Consider the following 15,978-nt stretch of genomic DNA (forward strand, 5'->3'; position numbering starts at 1 on the left):
GGTCGCGCCCGGTTCCATGACTCCCCCGTTCAATCCCTTCCAAATCGACTGGAACGACTGCACCTTCTCCCAGTGGGATGCCTTGCTGGCCCGGTGCAAGCGCCCGACGCTGCTCCAGTCCTGGCAATATGCCCTGGCGCTTGCCAAAACCGAGGGTTGGAAGGCCGATTTCGGCATCATCCGCTTCGAGAACAAGCCGGTCGGCCTCGTCCAGGTGCAGACCAGGCGCTGGCTGCCGTTCCTGACCACTTGCAGGATCTATCGCGGGCCCCTCTGGATCTATGACGAGATCCCGGGAGAGATGCTGAAGCTGGTCCTGCGCATGATCCGGGACCGCTATCATCTGCTGCGCGGCCGTCCTCTGGTCTTCCATCCCGAAATGATCGACGGCGAGGCTGCGCGGAAGCGCCTCGCGGACACCGGCTTCTATCGGAAGGAGGAGGGGTACGAGTCGGTCTGGCTCGACCTCGCGCCCGAACCCGACGCCCTGAGGGCCGGGCTGGACCGCAAGTGGCGCAACAAGCTCCATCAGGCGGAGCGCAGCGGGCTCACCGTCGAGGTCGACACGTCGGCCGTCCATTTCGACTGGCTGATGGAACATTACCTGCAGGACAAGATGGCGCGGAACTACCGCGGGCCGTCGCCCGCCTTCCTGCGCGTCCTGCATAACCTCTCGGCTGAAACGGCGCCGCCGGTGCTGCTTCGGGCGGTTCATCAGGGCAGGCCGGTCGCCGGCGTGCTGCTTGTGCGGCATGGTGCCGCGGCCACCTATCAGGTCGGCTGGAATGGGGAGGAGGGACGCGGCCTGCGCGCCCATCACCTGCTGCTGTGGCAGTCGGCGCTGTGGCTGAGGGCCCAGGGCCATACCGGCTTCGACCTCGGCGGCATCAACGATACGACGCCGGGGATCGCCCGGTTCAAGATCGGCATGGGCGGCCAGCCGTTCCGCCTCGTCGGCGGATACGTCTGACCGTCCCGATACCGTCAGTTCCCGATCAGGACCCGTATCAGGGAACGATTTCGCTCTTGCTGAAGAAGAACTTGATCTCGCGGGCGGCGTTCTCCGGGCTGTCCGAGCCGTGGACCGAGTTGGCCTCGATCGACTCGGCGAAGTCCTTGCGGATCGTGCCGGGGGCGGCGTTCGCCGGGTTGGTGGCACCCATGATGTCGCGGTTGCGCTGGACGGCGTTGTCGCCTTCCAGGACCTGGACCACCACAGGACCCGAAATCATGAAGTCGACCAGCTCGCCGAAGAACGAGCGCTCGGCATGGACCTCGTAGAACTTTTCCGCCTGTTCCTTGGTCAGGCGGATGCGCTTCTGCGCGACGATCCGCAGCCCGGCTTCCTCGAAGCGGGCATTGATCTTGCCCGTAAGGTTCCGGCGGGTCGCGTCCGGCTTGATGATGGACAAGGTCCGTTCGACGGCCATGTTGGAAGGCTCCTGTGTGCTCTCGCAAAATTCGCGGCGTTATATACGCGCATCGACCGGGTTAGCAACGGGGCTTTTTCAACGGACCCTTCCGGCGCCCCTTTCGGCACCATCGCGATTTCCGTTTCCAGTCCCTTCAAAACCGCCCGTCCGCCATGCTATCACCAGCCCCGGCATGCTTCACATCAACGATCTGATTTTCCGCTTCGGCGGGCGTGTGATCTTCGACCACGCCACCGTCGCCATTCCCAAGGGCCATCGCGTCGCGCTGGTCGGCCGCAACGGCACGGGCAAGACGACCCTGCTGCGCCTGATCGCCGGCCAGATGGCCCCGGACGGCGGGTCCATCACCATGCCCGCGGAGACCCGCCTCGGCATCGTCGCCCAGGAGGCGCCGAGCAGCGACGTCAGCCTGATCGACACGGTGCTTGCCGCCGACGTCGAGCGCACGGCCCTGCTGGCGGAGGCGGAGACCGCCCGCGACCCGCACCGCATCGGCGAGATCCACACGCGCCTGGCCGACATCCATGCCCACTCGGCCCCAGCCCGCGCCGCCCAGATCCTGTCGGGCCTGGGCTTCGACGCGGAGGCGCAGACCCGGCCGTGCAGCGACTTCTCCGGCGGCTGGCGGATGCGCGTGGCGCTGGCCGGCGTGCTGTTCGCCCAGCCGGAACTGCTGCTGCTGGACGAACCGACCAACCACCTGGACCTCGAAGCGACGATCTGGCTGGAGAACTACCTGCGGAACTACCCGCACACGATCCTGCTGGTCAGCCACGACCGCGAGCTTCTGAACAAGGTGCCGACCACCACGGTCCACCTGGACCAGGGCAAGCTGGTCTCCTACGCCGGCGGGTACGACCAGTTCGAGCGGACCCGGCGCGCCAACCTGGAGCGGCTGGCCGCCAACCAGGCGAAGCAGATCGCCCAGCGCAAGCATATCCAGTCCTACATCGACCGATTCCGCTACAAGGCGTCCAAGGCGCGGCAGGCCCAGAGCCGCATCAAGATGCTGGAGCGGATGGAACCCATCATCAGCATCGTCGAGGACCATACCGTCAGTTTCGACTTCCCGTCGCCCGAGCCCCTGGCACCGCCGCTGATCCAGCTCGAGGACGTCGATGTCGGCTATGACGGCAAGCCGATCCTGCGCGGGCTGGACCTGCGCATCGACCTGGACGACCGGATCGCGCTGCTGGGTGCCAACGGCAACGGCAAATCGACCCTGGTCAAGCTGCTGGCCAGCCGCCTCGCCCCGATGAAGGGCGAGATGCGGAAATCCGGCAAGCTGAAGATCGGCTATTTCGCCCAGCACCAGGCCGAGGAGCTGGACCTGAACCTGACCGCGGTTGCCCAGGCGCGGCTGTGGATGAAGGACGTGGTCGACGAAAAGGTCCGCGCCCATCTCGGCCGCTTCGGCTTTCCCCAGCAGAAGGCCGACACCCAGATCGCCAAGCTGTCGGGGGGCGAGAAGGCCCGCCTCCTGTTCGCCCTGATGACCCGCGACGCGCCCCACGTCCTGATGCTCGACGAGCCGACGAACCACCTGGACATCGACAGCCGCGAGGCGCTGATCCAGGCGATCAACGGCTTCGAGGGGGCGGTGATCCTGATCAGCCACGACCCCCACCTGATCGAGCTGACCGCCGACCGGCTATGGCTGGTCGACGGCGGAGCCTGCCGGTCCTACGACGGCGACCTGGAGGACTACCGCAAGCTCCTGCTGGAGAGGAGCCGGGCCGACCGCTCGGACGGGAGCGACCGCGACGCCGGGCCCAGCAAGAAGGACCAGCGGCGCGCCGCCGCCGAATTGCGGGCAGCCCTGGCGCCGCTCAAGCGCAAGGCGGACGATGCCGAGAAGCTGATCGCCAAGCTGACCCGCGAGCGGCAGGCGCTGGAAACCAAGCTGGCCGACCCCGCCCTCTACAGCGGCCCGGCGGACAAGGTGACCAAGCTCCAGATCGACCTGGGCGAGGTGCAGAAAAAGCTCGGCGCCGCCGAGGACACCTGGATGGAGGCGCTGGAGGCGCTCGAAGCCGCCGAGTCGGAGGCGGCCGGCGCCGCCTGAGCGCGCCGGTCAGTCCTTGGCCGGCGTCCTGGCCAGCAGGACGTCGGCCAGCTCGGCGGGCAGGGCGCCGACCAGCCAACTCATGAAGTATGTCGGGAACGGGAAGGCGATGCGGGCGCGGTCGCGCTCCAATCCGCGCCGGATGATCCGCGCGGCCCGGTCGGCATCCATCAGGAACGGCATCGGAAAGCGGTTGCGGTCGGTGATCCGGCTGCGCACGAAGCCGGGGCAGATCACCGAGACCTCAATGCCGTTCGGCCGCAGGGCCAGCCGGAGCGACTCGCCGTAGCTTCTCACCGCCGCCTTGCTGGCGCAGTAGGCCGGAGCCCCGGGATAGCCGTGGAATCCGGCGAGCGAGCTGACCAGCCCCAGCTGGCCGCGTCCGCGTTCCACCATCGGGCCGATCAGCGGGTGGATGGTGTTCAGCACGCCGTCCAGGTTGACCGAGAAGATGCGCCGGGCCTGCTCCTCGCTCTCGCCGCTGCCCCGCTTTCCGTCACCGCCGCCGGTCCCGCCGCTGATCCCGGCATTGGCGATGCACAGGTCGATCGGCGACACGGCGTCGACCCCGGACAGCCACTGCCGCATGCCCTCGCGGTCGGTCACGTCGATAACCGCCGCCCGGACATCGGCCCCGCGCGCGGAGCAGCGGGCCGCCACCTCGTCCAGCCGGGTCCGGTCGCGCCCGGTCAGAACCAGCACCGTCGCGGGACCGGCATAGGCTTCGGCCAGGGCTTCGCCGATGCCGCTGGAGGCGCCGGTGATCAGGATCGTACGGGGATCGCGCATGACGTGTTTCCGGGCGTCGGGATCGGAGCGGAGGCCGGTGTCGCTTGTTGTCAAGGGACGCGAGGGGTATAACGGCGGCCACCCAACGGTACTAGCGAGGCAGCGTTGAGCGCTCAACAACAAGTCGCCAGCATGACTGGTTTCGCCCGGGCCGAAGGGCGCGACCAGGGTTATGCCTGGACCTTCGAGATCAAGAGCGTCAACAGCAGGAACCTCGATCTCCGCTGCCGGCTGGCACCGGGCTTCGACGCGCTGGAGCCGGTCGCCCGGACCGCCGTTCCCCAGCGGGTGCGCCGCGGCAGCGTCAACGTGTCCCTGGCGGTCACGCGGACTGCCGCGCCGAACCAGATCCGGATCAACCGCGAACTTCTTGACCAACTCATCGCCCTCGCAGCCGAACTCGGCGGGACGACGGAGAAGCCGCGGCTGGACGCGCTGCTCGCGGTGCGGGGCGTGGTCGAAACGGTCGAGGACGCCGATTTCGGCGACGACCGCGAGCGACTCGAAGCGGCGATGGCAGCGACCCTCCAACAGGCGCTCGACAGCCTGGGCGCGGTCCGGCTGGCGGAAGGGACCCGCCTGGTCGAGGTGCTCAACCAGCACCTGAACGAGATCGCCCGGTTGACCGACCAGGCCTCCGCCTGCGCGGCGCTCCAGCCGGACGCGCTCCGGCAGAAGCTGCGCGGGCAGGTCGCCGCCCTGCTGGACGCGGTGCCCAGCCTGACCGAGGAGCGGCTGGCTCAGGAAGCGGCACTCCTGATCACCCGAGCCGACGTGCGCGAGGAACTGGACCGCCTGCGCGCCCATGTCGCCGCCGCGCGCGACATGCTGGCCAAGGGCGGCGCGATCGGCCGGCAGCTGGATTTCCTGTGCCAGGAGTTCAACCGGGAAGCCAACACCCTGTGCTCCAAGTCGTCCGACGTGGAGCTGACCCGCACCGGCCTCGCCCTGAAGGCCGCCATCGAACAGTTGCGTGAGCAGGCACAGAACATCGAATGACCGTACCCATGGACATGCAGCCAGCCGGACCCGGCCCGGCCAAGATTGGACGCCGCGGGCTGATGCTGGTGCTGTCGTCGCCGTCGGGCGCCGGCAAAACCACGATCGCGCGCCGCATGCTTCAGCGCAACAGCAGCCTGACCATGTCGGTATCGGTCACCACCCGCCCGATGCGACCGGGGGAGGTCGACGGGGTCGACTATCACTTCATCGATCGCGAGAGGTTCGAGCAGATGGTCGCCGAGCGCCAGCTGCTGGAACACGCGCGGGTCTTCGGAAACTACTACGGAACACCGAAGGAGCCGGTCGAGCAGGCGCTCGCCAAGGGGCGGGAGATCCTGTTCGACATCGACTGGCAGGGCACGCAGCAGCTCGCCGAGAATGCCCGCGACGATCTGGTCAGCGTCTTCGTCCTGCCGCCGTCCGCGAAGGAACTGGAGCGCCGGCTGTATGCGCGCGCCCAGGACAGCGCCGAGGTGATCGCCGGCCGCATGGCCAAGGCGTCGGACGAGATGAGCCATTATTTCGACTACGACTACGTGATCGTCAATTACGACATCGAGTCCAGCGTTCATCAGGTGCAGACCATCCTCGAGGCCGAGCGTCTCAAGCGGCGGCGCCAAGTCGGCTTGGCCGACTTCGTCCGGCAACTCCAGGACGGCCTCTGAGGATTTTGCGACTTAGCGCTCTCCGCGTTGCCGGTAGGCCCGCGCCAGGGCGGCGAAGCCGGCGACGGGGATTTCCTCCGCACGTTGGGTCGGCACCAGCCCTGCCTCCTCGATCAGCGCCTCGGCATCTCCCAGAGGTCTCAGGCTCGCCCGCAGCATCTTGCGGCGTTGGCCGAAGGCGGCGGCGGTCACCGCTTCCATCGCCTCGAACTCGGCGGGTTCCGGGGCCTGCCTCGGGACGAGCTGCACGACCGTCGATTCGATCTTCGGCGGCGGCGTGAAGGCCCGGGCGGGCAGATTGAACAGCGGACGCACCTCCGCCCGCCACTGGGCGATCACCGACAACCTGCCATAGGTCTTGCCGCCGGGTTTCGCCGCCAAGCGGTCGGCGACCTCGCGCTGGAACATCAGCGTCAGGCTGCGGAACCGCTCGATCCGGCGCAGCCAGCCGATCAGCAGCGGCGTCGCGACATTATAGGGCAGGTTGGCGACGATGGCCCGCGGGGCGGGGGCCAGGACCTCGACGTCGGCTTCCAGCGCGTCGCCCTCGACCAGCCGAAGCCGTCCCTCCGCCGCCTCCACCAGGTCGGCCAGCGCGGTGATGCAGCGGGCGTCGCGCTCGATCGCGACGACCGCGGCGGCATCCGTGTTCAGCAGGGCCCGGGTCAGTCCTCCGGGGCCGGGGCCGACCTCGACCACCGTGACGCCGGCCAGGTCGCCGGCCGCCCGGGCGATCCGTCCCGTCAGGTTCAGGTCGAGCAGAAAGTTCTGTCCCAGCGCCTTGCGGGCCCCCAGGTCGAAGCGCGCTATGACGTCGCGGAGCGGCGGGAGGTCGTCGATTCGGCTCATCTCCCGCGGCGCTCTGGAACGTACCGCCGGGCGGCGCGGTAGCCCGCCATCTCCACGGCCGTCTTCAGCGCCGCGATCAGGCTCGCCGGGTCGGCTTTGCCGGTGCCGGCGATGTCCAGGGCCGTGCCGTGGTCCGGCGACGTCCGCACGAAGGGCAGGCCCAGCGTGATGTTCACCCCGGTGTCGAAATCCACCGTCTTCAGCGGGATCAGCGCCTGGTCGTGGTACATGCAGAGCACCGCGTCGTACCGCCTGCGGGCGGCGGCGTGGAACAGCGTGTCGGCCGGGAGCGGGCCGATCACGTCGTACCCCTCGCGCTTCAGGACGGTCGCTGCCGGCGTGATGATCTCGATCTCCTCGGTGCCCAAGGTGCCGTTTTCGCCGGCATGGGGGTTGAGCGCCGCGAGGGCAAGGCGGGGCTCCTCGATCCCGAAGTCCGCGCTCAGCGCGGCGGCCGTCACGCGGGCGCACTGCACGATGCCCTGGGTGGTCAGGGCGTCGATCGCGTCGCGTAGCGGCAGGTGGATCGTCACCGGGACGACCCGCAGGCCGCCGCCCGCCAGCATCATCACCGGCTCGGTCACCATCCCGGCCAGGGCGGCCAGGTACTCGGTATGGCCGGGATAGCCGAAGCCGGCCTGGTACAGCGCGCTCTTCTGGATGGGGTTGGTCACCATGGCCGAGCAGGCGCCGGCCTGGACCAGCATGACCGCGCGCTCGATGCTGGCGAGGACGGCGGCGCCGTTCTCCGGGTCGGGCTTTCCCGGTACCACCGCATGGTCCAGCGGGACGGGCAGGATCGGAAGCGCATGGTCGAACGCGGCGACCGCTTCCGCCGGATCTCCCACCCGGGCGACCGGGACCTGCAGGCCGACGAGGCGGCCGAGCGCCTCTATCCGGGCGGGATCGTCCAGCAGCACGAACGCCGGAACCGACCGATCCCGCCTCGCCGCCCAGGCCATCAGCGCCAGTTCGCCGCCGATGCCCGACGGCTCGCCCATGGTCAGGGCGAGCGGCGCGCCGCCGGCGCCCATCAGACGCGCAGGTCCACGAAGGCCGACATGCGCAGGTCGCGCAGGAGCCTGCGCTGCAGCATGTCGAGGCGGTCCTGGCCCAGGGCTCCCAGGATCTGGTCGCGCGGCGGCAGCACCGTGCCCGTGGTGCGCTGTTCGCGCAGTAGCAGGATATGGTAGCCGGTCAGGCTGCGGATCGGGCGAGAGACTTGGCCGGGGCGCAGGTCGCGGAGGGTGGTGTCGAGCTCCTCCGGAAGCTGGCCCTGCTGGACCCAGCCCAGGTCGCCGCCGTTGGTGGCGCCGGCCGATTGCGAGAACTGCCGCGCCACGGCGGGGAAGCTGGCGCCCTGGCCGATCTGCTCGACCAGCCGGTCGGCCAGGCGCCGGACCTCCTCCTCCCGCTCGGGCGAGTCGACGGCCAGGTAGATCTCGGCGGCCAGGTACTCGGGCTTCCCGGCGTTGGCCTCGATGCGGCGGAGCACCGCGTCGATCTCCTCCTCGCCGATTTCGATGCTGGGCCTCAGGCGGCGCTGGACCAGCTTGCCCCAGCCTATGGTGGCCCGGATCTGGCTTTCCAGGGCGCTCCGCGGCACGCCCTGGCTGGAGAGCATCTTCTCCAGCTGGTCCCGCTTCATCTGGTTCTGCTCGGCGACCCGGCCGAAGGCGTCGTCGATCTCCTTGTCGGTCACGGAGATGTTGGCCCGTGCCGCTTCCTGCATCTGCAGCCGCTCGTCGATCAGGCTGCGCAGCACCTGGGGGGTCAGCCGCTGGCGGACCTCGGCGGTGCCGGGCAGGCCGGAGGAGACCAGTGCCAGCTGCAGCCGGGCCGAGAGATCGGACATCGAGATGATGTCGTCGTTCACCACGGCGGCGATTCCCTCCACCGAACGGGGTGGTGGCGGAGCGATGGCGGCAGGCTCGGCGGGGCGCGACTGCTGGGCGGGTGCCGCCGGGCGTGGTGCTGCCTGCGGGGCGGCCCGCGGCGCCGTCTGCTGGGGAGCCGTCTGCTGGGGAGCCGTCTGCTGCGGCGCCGGACGCGGCTGCGGTTGCTGCTGGCCGCCCTGGGGAACGGTCTGCGGCGTGGCGAACTGGGCGGCCGCCGGAAGAGTTCCCATGATGCCGGCCGAAGCGATCAAGGCCGCGGTGAAGACTGCGGCGCTCCAGCTCTGTCGTATGCGGCGGCTGATCGGGTAAAGCATGAATCTATGCACTTTCGGCCCTTTCAATGCTTTGGGCGGTCACGGGTTCGAATACGGGTCGGAAGCGAGCGCTTGGGCGGTCGTCGGCATGGTCATCCGTCTTCGAGGTGGAGCAGCACGGCGATGCCGAGCAGCAGGCTCGCCCCGGCCGGAGCCCAGGCCGCCAGGGGCACGGGGATCGTCTCGGATATGCCGAAGGCGCGGACCACGTCGCTGAACAGGAAAAGCACGAAGCCGGTCACGACGCCGCCCGCCACCATCATCATGGTTCCGCCCCGCCGTGTCTGGCGCAGCGAGAAGGCGGCGGCGAACAGCACCATGGCGCAGAACAGCAGCGGCGTCGACAGCAACGACTGGAAATGCAGCCTGTGCCGGGTCGCGGAGAACCCCGTTTCCTGCAGGGTCCGGATGAAGCCCGGCAGTTCCCAGAAGGACATGCTGTCGGGCGAGGCGAAGCTCTCCTGGATGCGCTCCAGCGTCAGGTCGGTGTCCAACCGGTAGGAATCGAAGGCTTCCGCGGGACCCACCCCGGTGTTCAGCCAGCCCTGGCGGATCATCCAGTGACCCGGCTCCAGCGTCGCCGAGGTGGCGTCGATCCGGCTCGCGAACTCGCCGTTGGCGTCGTACATGAAGACGTTGACCGGCCGCAGGGTGGTGGTGCCGGCCTCGGCGGTGTCGGCGTGGATCAGGTACTGGCCGTTCTCCTGGATCTGGCGGAGCCACAGGCCTGAGCCGGAGACCACCAGCGAACTGGTCCGGCCGCGCAGATACCGGTCCTCCATCTTCTCGTACCGGGCGACCAGCACCGATCCGGCCGGGTTGATCACGGTCACCTGGAACACGGCGATCAGTGGCGCCACGATCAGCACCGGCGCCAGGAACTGCCAGGCCGACACCCCGACGGCGCGGGCGACCACCAGCTCCTGGCTGCGGGTCAGCCGCCAGAAGGTGAACATCCCGGCGAACAGGATCACGAAGGGGAACACCTGCTGGCCGATCTCCGGCAGCTTGAACAGCGCCATCTGCACGACGACCGAGAAGGTCGCGTCGGGCTTCCCGGCGGCGCGGCGAAGCAGCTCCACCGTGTCCAGCAGCAGGATGATCGCCAGCAGGATGCCCAGCAGCATGCAGAAATAGAGCAGGAACTGCCGTCCGATATAGCGCGAGAGCGTGGCCGATGTCCTCATCCCGATCACCCCGCCGTCGGCTGGAAACGGGATGCGCGACCGCCCCGCAGCCGCTGCCCGATCATCAGGAAGGCGCCGACCGCCAGCGGAACGGCGACGACGACGTAGAGGAGCGGAATGAAGGCGTTGTTGTTGACCGCCAGGTTGGTGATGCCGAGCGCCGCGCTCTGCAGGACCAGCACGCCGGCCACCGCCGCGACGATTCGCCGGCTCTGGCCGCGCCGGTTGAACTCGCCGACCAGCAGGATCGCCACGCCCATCATGGTGAATCCCAGCGCGAAGATCGGGCTGGTGTAGCGCTGGTGCAGCTCGGCGGTCAGCCGGCTCTTGAAGGGCAGAAGGTCCGGGTCGTCGGCCGCATGCAACAGTTCGGCGGTCGAACGCTCCCGCGCGTCGGGGACACGTTCGGCGAACTGCTTCTCGAAGATGCGGAGGTCGACGGCGTAGCGGTCGAAATACAGCTGCGACATGCGGCCGGTCGCGAGGTCGACCTCCTGGCGGTTGCCGTCGAACACGACGACGCGGGTTCCCGCCTCGCCCTCCACGGTCATGCCGCGGTCGGCATTGATCGTGACCGGCTTGCCCGGCACGCGGGTGTCATGGATCAGGAGGCCCTGCAATTCGCCGTCCGGCATCCGCCGCCGGACATAGACGGTGACGCCGTCGCCGGCCTCGTTGAAGACCCCTTCGCGCAGGAACACGGTCGAGAACTCGCTTTTCGCGAGGCTTTCCAGCCGGCTCAGCTCACGGTGCGCCGCCGGGGCGAGATAGAGCGTCAGACCGTAGCCGATCATCGTGACCAGCAGGGCCAGGATCAACGCGGGCTTGGCGAGCCCCCACGGACCCAGCCCGGCGGACCGCATCACCACCAGTTCCGAATCCATCGTCAGGCGATTGTAGGTGAACAGGACGGCGGCCAGCAGGCTGATCGGCAGCACGATCGACAGGAACGTGGGAAGGGTAACCAGCATGAGCTGAAGGAACAGGTAGACCGGGGCGCCGCCGTCCACCACGATCTCGAGAAGGCGCAACGATTGCGTGAGCCAGATGACCAGCGTCAAACCGGCGGTGACGAAGACCGTCGCCACGGCGAGGTGGCGGAAGAGATAGAGCGTCAACCGTTTCATGGACTCGCACTTATACCCGGCCAATTCGCCGTCCGGCACCCGGAGTATCGGCCCTGCCAGCGGCCCGACGGACGAAAGTGGCGCGCGAGCCCTGGTCGGCATAGCTTGACAGCGTATCGGCCGTGTTCTTTATCGGACACGCGCCGTCGAAACAACCATCCGATGCCGGGCTGGCCAAATTGCCGCCGGGACAAAAGGCCCCATCAGGCCCCATACGCTCAAACATGAGGGCGATAACCCATGAGGGTAGACATGAAATTCACGTTCTCCGATCTGACCCCGTCGCTGCCCGCATCCGGCTCGCTCGTCCTGCCCGTCCTGGCCGAACGCACGCTGACGCCCGCCGGCACCGACCTCGACGGGAAGACCGGCGGCATGCTGACCCGCGCCATGGCCGCCAACAAGTTTTCCGGCAAGACCGACGAGGTCCTGACCATCGTGGCGCCCGGCGGAGTCGACCTCGACCACATCGTCCTGGTCGGCCTCGGCAAGCCCGAGCAGGTCACCGACCTCACCCTGCAGGACGCCGGTGGCGCCATTGTGGCGACACTGGGGAAAAACGCGGCCGAGGTGTCGGTCGTGGTGGAGCAGGCCCCGGGCGTAGCGCTGGAGCCGTCGGCCATGGCGGCGGAGATCGCCTTCGGCGCGCTGCTGCGCTCCTACCGGTTCGACAAGTACCGCACGAAGGAGAAGCCTGAGGCCAAGCCCGCGCTGAAGGCGGTCAATCTCCTGACCAAGGGCCCGGACGCCGCCGAGAAGATGTTCGCCGACCGCGAGGCGGTCGCGTCCGGCGTCTTCCTGACCCGCGACGTGGTCTCGGAGCCGGCCAACATCCTCTATCCCCGCACGCTGGCCGACCGCTGCCTCGAACTGTCCGACCTGGGCGTCGAGGTCGAGGTGCTCGACCAGGAGCAGATGGCGAAGCTCGGCATGGGCGCTTTGCTCGGCGTGGCGCAGGGCAGCGTGCGGGAGCCGTACCTGGTCGTCATGAAGTACGACGGCGCTCCCGATGCCGCGGACAAGCGGCCGGTCGCCTTCGTCGGCAAGGGCGTCACCTTCGACACCGGCGGCATCTCCATCAAGCCCGCGGCCGGAATGGAGGACATGAAGTGGGACATGGGCGGCGCCGGCGTGGTCCTGGGCCTGATGAAGGCCCTGGCCGCCCGCAAGGCCAAGGTCAACGCGGTCGGCGTGGTCGGACTGGTCGAGAACATGCCGTCGGGCAGCGCCCAGCGTCCCGGCGACATCGTGACCAGCCTGTCCGGCCAGACCATCGAGGTGCTGAACACCGACGCCGAGGGCCGGCTGGTCCTGGCCGACGCGCTGTGGTTCACCCAGGACACGTTCAAGCCGACCGCCATGGTCAACCTTGCGACCCTGACGGGTGCCGTCATCGTGGCGCTGGGGACCGAGCATGCCGGGCTGTTCTCCAACGACGATACCCTGTCGGAGCAGCTGACCGCCGCGGGCCGCAAGGTCGGCGAGAAGCTGTGGCGCATGCCGTTGAACGAGGCCTATGACAAGGCGATCAACTCCGACGCCGCCGACGTCAAGAACATCGCGGGCAGCCGCGATGCCGGCAGCATCATCGGCGCCCAGTTCCTTCAGCGATTCGTCAACAACGTGCCCTGGGCGCACCTGGACATCGCCGGCGTGACCTGGTCGAAGAAGGACGCCGGCACGATCCCGAAGGGGGCCACGTCCTTCGGCGTTCGCCTGCTCGACCGCTACGTCGCGGACGTGTACGAGGGGTGATCGGACGAGGCGCGCGGGAACCGGTTTTTTCGCGCGCCCGAGCGGATCATGTCGCTGGGACGGAGTTCCAGGGAACGCCGACCGGCGTACGCTGGCGCCTGTTCGGCGACACCCGCCCGCCGCTGACCGCCACCTTCTTCCTGCCGGAGGACGCCGACGGCGAGGGCGTGCTGGACCATGTCCTGATCACCGCGTCGGCGGGTTTCGGCCGCGACGCCGTGGACTCCCTGGCGACCCACGACCGGCTGTTCGACGGCCGGAACGGCGAGCGGGCGGTACGTTGCGATCGGCTGGGGCTGTCATTTCGGGCTGGGTCTGTTCCGTCCCTCTTCGGCCGTGTCGATCGCGGCCGACCCGGCGCCGGGTCCGTCCTGACGCCGCCGATTGTCCTTTCAGGGCCTGTCCCGCTACGATGCCGTGAAGTCCAAGCCTGCCTGACAGCATCCCGGATCGAATCATGACGGAAATCCGCTTCTATCATCTCCAGCGCAAGACGCTGGAGGACGCGCTGCCGCAGATCCTGGAGAAGACCCTGGAGCGCGGGTGGCGGGCCGTCGTCGTGGCCGGATCGGAGGAACGGGTGGAGGCCCTGGCCCAGCACCTGTGGACCTACAAGGATTTCGGGTTCCTGCCCCACGGCAGCGCCCGGGACGGCGACGCGGAGCACCAGCCGGTCTGGCTCACCACCGAGGACGAGAACCCCAACGGTGCCACGGTCCTGATCCTGACCGACGGCGGGGTCTCGGACCGGCTCGACGGCTTCACGCTTGTCTGCGAGATGTTCGACGGCAACGACTACGACGCGGTCCAGGCTGCCCGCCGCCGCTGGAAGCAGTACAAGGACGACGGCCACGCGCTGACCTACTGGCAGCAGACCGAACGCGGGGGCTGGGAAAAGAAGGCCTGAGCCCCGGACGGCTCACTCGACCGCGACGGTCCGCTTCAGCGGGTTGTCGCCCGGCGGCCAGATGCCCCGCTCCACGGCCTCGCGCCCCTGGAAGACCAGATAGCTCTGGCGGCCGTAATGGGGCAGGGGGCGGAGCAGCGCCTCAAGCGCCGCGCGGTCGTCCGCCGCCACCACCAGGGCCGGCGCGCCGCCCGCCGTGCGTCCGGTCCAGACCCGGGCCGTTCCCTGGCCCGCCAGCCCGTCGGGAACCGGTGCCAATCCGAGCCGGGGCAGGGCCTTGTACACGTCGGCCGTGATGCCGATCACCGCGACCGGCGCTCCGCCCAGGGGTTCGCCGGCCGCCGCCCCGGCATCCATCAGGCGGGAGGCCAGGGTACGCCCGAGATCCTGGTGAGGACCGGCCAGCACGAGGCGGGTGGCCGGGTTCAGGGTCACGTCGCGGAGGATCGGCGCCGCCTCGCCCGGAGCCAGGCGGCGGAACAGCCGGTACTCGGGATCGACGGCGACGCTCAGCGGCGGCGCGTCCAGGTCGATCGTCGCGGCGGCCTCGCTCCCGGCCAGCGGGATCGTCCGCCGGACCTGTCCATCCGTCGTCTCGACGACCATGGGCACGTCCAGTCGGTATGCCGGTTCGCCCTGGCCGATCCGGACGGCAAGGGCGTAGCGATCGCCCAGCCGGGTTGCCGACGCTTCCATCAGGCGAAGCGCCGGGGCTCCGGTCCGGGTCACCCACTGGTCGAAGAAACCGCCCAGGTCGCGGCCCGAGGCGGCCTCGAAGGCCGCGCGCAGGTCGCTCCAGCCCGCCTTCCGGAAGCGGTGACGCTCCCAGAACAGCCGGATTCCGCGGTCGAACGCCTCGTCCCCCAGCATGTCGCGCAGCATCAGGAACAGGTACGCCGACTTGTTGTAGCCCACGATCTTCGCGGCGCCATGGACCCGCGCCGTGAAGTCGGCCAGTGAACCGTCCCGCGCGTCGGGCAGGGCCGCGTAGTCGCGCAGCCAGCCGAAGCGCATTTCCCGCGCGGCATCGGGATCCCGCTCGGCGGTGAGACCGTAGTCGGCCATGTAGGTCGTCAGCCCCTCGGACCAGTTTCCGGAGGCGTAGTCGACCAGCACGCCGTTGCCCCACCAGTTGTGCAGGATCTCGTGAGGCAGCGACTGGCCGCGCATGAAGGGCAGAGGAAGCACCTGCCGGCCGATATAGGTCAGGCCGGCGAAGCCCAGTCCCACCGGCAAGGGAGCCGAGAGGATGGAGAAGCCGGAAAAGGGATAGGGCCCGATCCGTTCGGAGAAATGCGCGATATAGGTTTCCGATGCCTGGAGATAGTCGTCGGACAAATGTTCCAGGTCGGGCTCGAACAGGGTCCTCAGCCGCAGCCCGCCGGCCATGCGCTCCCGCACCTGCCAGCGGCCGGCGAACAGCGACGGCTCCTCCACCGCGGGGTCGATGGTGAAGACCGCTTCCTCATCCGTCTCCTCCGCAAGGTCGCCGGTCACGGCGGCGCGGTATCCTTCGGGGACCCGGACGGCCAGCCGGTAGGTCGTGCGGTCCGCGTCGAATCGGGGCAGCCAGCCCGTTCCTCCCGGCAGGAAGCTTCCCGCCTCGCCCGACCCGGGCTCATCGCCGCCGAACGGGCTGCCGCTGTCGTCGAGCGGCGCCAGCGTGCCGGAATAGCGGATCGTCACCCGACCGGCGCCCGCGCCGGCGGCCGGGACGCGCCAGCGCGTCGGGCCGCCGACCGCGTCGGCCGGGCGGCCGTCGATCTCGAGGCGGACAGGCGAAAACCTCGGCGACAGATGGAATTCCAACGGTGCGCCGCCGGTCACCGTCACCTGGTCCGTGACCTCCAGGCGCCGCGCCGCCGGATCGAGGTCTATGGCGGCGTCATGGGTCACTTCGGCAGCGGAGGCGGCGAGGCATGGCGAAGCGAGGGTCAACCAGAAGATGGCGCCGATGGCCGCCAGGCCGCTCTTCATGCCGGATCGT

The 15,978-nt window shown here is 69.0% G+C and carries 15 protein-coding genes; 7 read left to right on the plus strand and 8 right to left on the minus strand.

Annotation, left to right across the window (positions count from 1 at the left end):
- Positions 1-16 precede the first annotated feature (16 nt).
- Entirely contained in the window at positions 17-970 is a 954-nt protein-coding gene (locus JL101_RS07450) for a lipid II:glycine glycyltransferase FemX (protein WP_203102008.1), read from the plus strand.
- Between the two features lie 37 nt (positions 971-1,007).
- Here JL101_RS07450 and ndk read toward each other — a convergent pair whose 3' ends face one another.
- Positions 1,008-1,430, minus strand: coding sequence for a nucleoside-diphosphate kinase (ndk, locus tag JL101_RS07455; protein WP_203102006.1), 423 nt, complete (start codon positions 1,428-1,430; stop codon positions 1,008-1,010).
- 175 nt (positions 1,431-1,605) lie between these two features.
- Between ndk and JL101_RS07460 the strand changes: the two genes are divergently transcribed.
- Positions 1,606-3,498: an ABC-F family ATP-binding cassette domain-containing protein gene (locus tag JL101_RS07460; protein WP_203102004.1), complete on the plus strand. Its 1,893-nt coding sequence runs from the start codon at positions 1,606-1,608 to the stop codon at positions 3,496-3,498.
- 9 nt (positions 3,499-3,507) lie between these two features.
- Here JL101_RS07460 and JL101_RS07465 read toward each other — a convergent pair whose 3' ends face one another.
- Positions 3,508-4,287, minus strand: coding sequence for an SDR family NAD(P)-dependent oxidoreductase (locus JL101_RS07465; protein WP_203102002.1), 780 nt, complete (start codon positions 4,285-4,287; stop codon positions 3,508-3,510).
- Positions 4,288-4,419: 132 nt separating this feature from the next.
- Between JL101_RS07465 and JL101_RS07470 the strand changes: the two genes are divergently transcribed.
- Positions 4,420-5,286 carry a YicC/YloC family endoribonuclease gene (locus tag JL101_RS07470; RefSeq protein ID WP_203102000.1) on the plus strand — a complete coding sequence of 289 codons (867 nt, stop codon included), beginning with the start codon at positions 4,420-4,422 and terminating at the stop codon, positions 5,284-5,286.
- 14 nt (positions 5,287-5,300) lie between these two features.
- Positions 5,301-5,954 (plus strand): guanylate kinase, encoded by a 654-nt coding sequence (gmk, locus tag JL101_RS07475; RefSeq protein WP_323374734.1) that lies wholly within the window; start codon positions 5,301-5,303, stop codon positions 5,952-5,954.
- A gap of 12 nt (positions 5,955-5,966) precedes the next feature.
- Here the strand turns inward: gmk and rsmA are convergent, their stop codons facing one another.
- From rsmA to lptF, 5 genes are all read right to left on the minus strand, one after another.
- Complete coding sequence (gene rsmA / locus JL101_RS07480; RefSeq protein WP_203101996.1) at positions 5,967-6,803, minus strand: 16S rRNA (adenine(1518)-N(6)/adenine(1519)-N(6))-dimethyltransferase RsmA; 837 nt, start codon at positions 6,801-6,803, stop codon at positions 5,967-5,969.
- Positions 6,800-7,837: a 4-hydroxythreonine-4-phosphate dehydrogenase PdxA gene (gene pdxA, locus JL101_RS07485; RefSeq protein ID WP_203101994.1), complete on the minus strand. Its 1,038-nt coding sequence runs from the start codon at positions 7,835-7,837 to the stop codon at positions 6,800-6,802. Before pdxA ends, rsmA begins: the two co-directional genes overlap by 4 nt.
- Positions 7,837-9,015, minus strand: coding sequence for a peptidylprolyl isomerase (locus JL101_RS07490; protein ID WP_228435336.1), 1,179 nt, complete (start codon positions 9,013-9,015; stop codon positions 7,837-7,839). Before JL101_RS07490 ends, pdxA begins: the two co-directional genes overlap by 1 nt.
- Before the next feature lie 92 nt (positions 9,016-9,107).
- A complete protein-coding gene (gene lptG, locus JL101_RS07495; RefSeq protein ID WP_203101992.1) occupies positions 9,108-10,202 on the minus strand; it encodes an LPS export ABC transporter permease LptG in 1,095 nt (364 codons plus the stop codon).
- A 5-nt stretch (positions 10,203-10,207) separates the two neighbouring features.
- Entirely contained in the window at positions 10,208-11,329 is a 1,122-nt protein-coding gene (lptF, locus tag JL101_RS07500) for an LPS export ABC transporter permease LptF (RefSeq protein ID WP_203101990.1), read from the minus strand.
- A 252-nt stretch (positions 11,330-11,581) separates the two neighbouring features.
- Between lptF and JL101_RS07505 the strand changes: the two genes are divergently transcribed.
- From JL101_RS07505 to JL101_RS07515, 3 genes are read left to right on the plus strand one after another with little or no spacing between them, the layout of a single operon-like run.
- Positions 11,582-13,084, plus strand: coding sequence for a leucyl aminopeptidase (locus JL101_RS07505; protein WP_203101989.1), 1,503 nt, complete (start codon positions 11,582-11,584; stop codon positions 13,082-13,084).
- A complete protein-coding gene (locus tag JL101_RS07510) occupies positions 13,081-13,545 on the plus strand; it encodes a hypothetical protein (protein WP_203101988.1) in 465 nt (154 codons plus the stop codon). Before JL101_RS07505 ends, JL101_RS07510 begins: the two co-directional genes overlap by 4 nt.
- The gene (locus JL101_RS07515; RefSeq protein WP_203101987.1) at positions 13,542-13,991 is read left to right on the plus strand and encodes a DNA polymerase III subunit chi; all 450 of its coding nucleotides are present in this window, start codon (positions 13,542-13,544) and stop codon (positions 13,989-13,991) included. Before JL101_RS07510 ends, JL101_RS07515 begins: the two co-directional genes overlap by 4 nt.
- A 12-nt stretch (positions 13,992-14,003) precedes the next feature.
- On the opposite strand, the gene JL101_RS07520 is transcribed toward JL101_RS07515, so the two are convergent.
- Entirely contained in the window at positions 14,004-15,968 is a 1,965-nt protein-coding gene (locus tag JL101_RS07520) for a M1 family metallopeptidase (RefSeq protein WP_203101986.1), read from the minus strand.
- Positions 15,969-15,978 lie beyond the last annotated feature (10 nt).

It is taken from the genome of Skermanella rosea, from assembly GCF_016806835.2.
GTDB classification, from domain to species: domain Bacteria; phylum Pseudomonadota; class Alphaproteobacteria; order Azospirillales; family Azospirillaceae; genus Skermanella; species Skermanella rosea.

Excerpts from the sequence above, each read along its gene's own strand:
- JL101_RS07460 (WP_203102004.1), top strand. The coding sequence starts at position 1,606 with ATGCTTCACATCAACGATCTGATTTTCCGCTTCGGCGGGCGTGTGATC.
- rsmA (WP_203101996.1), bottom strand. The coding sequence starts at position 6,803 with ATGAGCCGAATCGACGACCTCCCGCCGCTCCGCGACGTCATAGCGCGC.
- JL101_RS07515 (WP_203101987.1), top strand. The coding sequence starts at position 13,542 with ATGACGGAAATCCGCTTCTATCATCTCCAGCGCAAGACGCTGGAGGAC.
- JL101_RS07505 (WP_203101989.1), top strand. The coding sequence starts at position 11,582 with ATGAAATTCACGTTCTCCGATCTGACCCCGTCGCTGCCCGCATCCGGC.
- ndk (WP_203102006.1), bottom strand. The coding sequence starts at position 1,430 with ATGGCCGTCGAACGGACCTTGTCCATCATCAAGCCGGACGCGACCCGC.
- gmk (WP_323374734.1), top strand. The coding sequence starts at position 5,301 with ATGCAGCCAGCCGGACCCGGCCCGGCCAAGATTGGACGCCGCGGGCTG.
- JL101_RS07450 (WP_203102008.1), top strand. The coding sequence starts at position 17 with ATGACTCCCCCGTTCAATCCCTTCCAAATCGACTGGAACGACTGCACC.
- JL101_RS07520 (WP_203101986.1), bottom strand. The coding sequence starts at position 15,968 with ATGAAGAGCGGCCTGGCGGCCATCGGCGCCATCTTCTGGTTGACCCTC.
- JL101_RS07470 (WP_203102000.1), top strand. The coding sequence starts at position 4,420 with ATGACTGGTTTCGCCCGGGCCGAAGGGCGCGACCAGGGTTATGCCTGG.
- pdxA (WP_203101994.1), bottom strand. The coding sequence starts at position 7,837 with ATGGGCGCCGGCGGCGCGCCGCTCGCCCTGACCATGGGCGAGCCGTCG.
- lptG (WP_203101992.1), bottom strand. The coding sequence starts at position 10,202 with ATGAGGACATCGGCCACGCTCTCGCGCTATATCGGACGGCAGTTCCTG.
- JL101_RS07490 (WP_228435336.1), bottom strand. The coding sequence starts at position 9,015 with ATGCTTTACCCGATCAGCCGCCGCATACGACAGAGCTGGAGCGCCGCA.
- JL101_RS07465 (WP_203102002.1), bottom strand. The coding sequence starts at position 4,287 with ATGCGCGATCCCCGTACGATCCTGATCACCGGCGCCTCCAGCGGCATC.
- lptF (WP_203101990.1), bottom strand. The coding sequence starts at position 11,329 with ATGAAACGGTTGACGCTCTATCTCTTCCGCCACCTCGCCGTGGCGACG.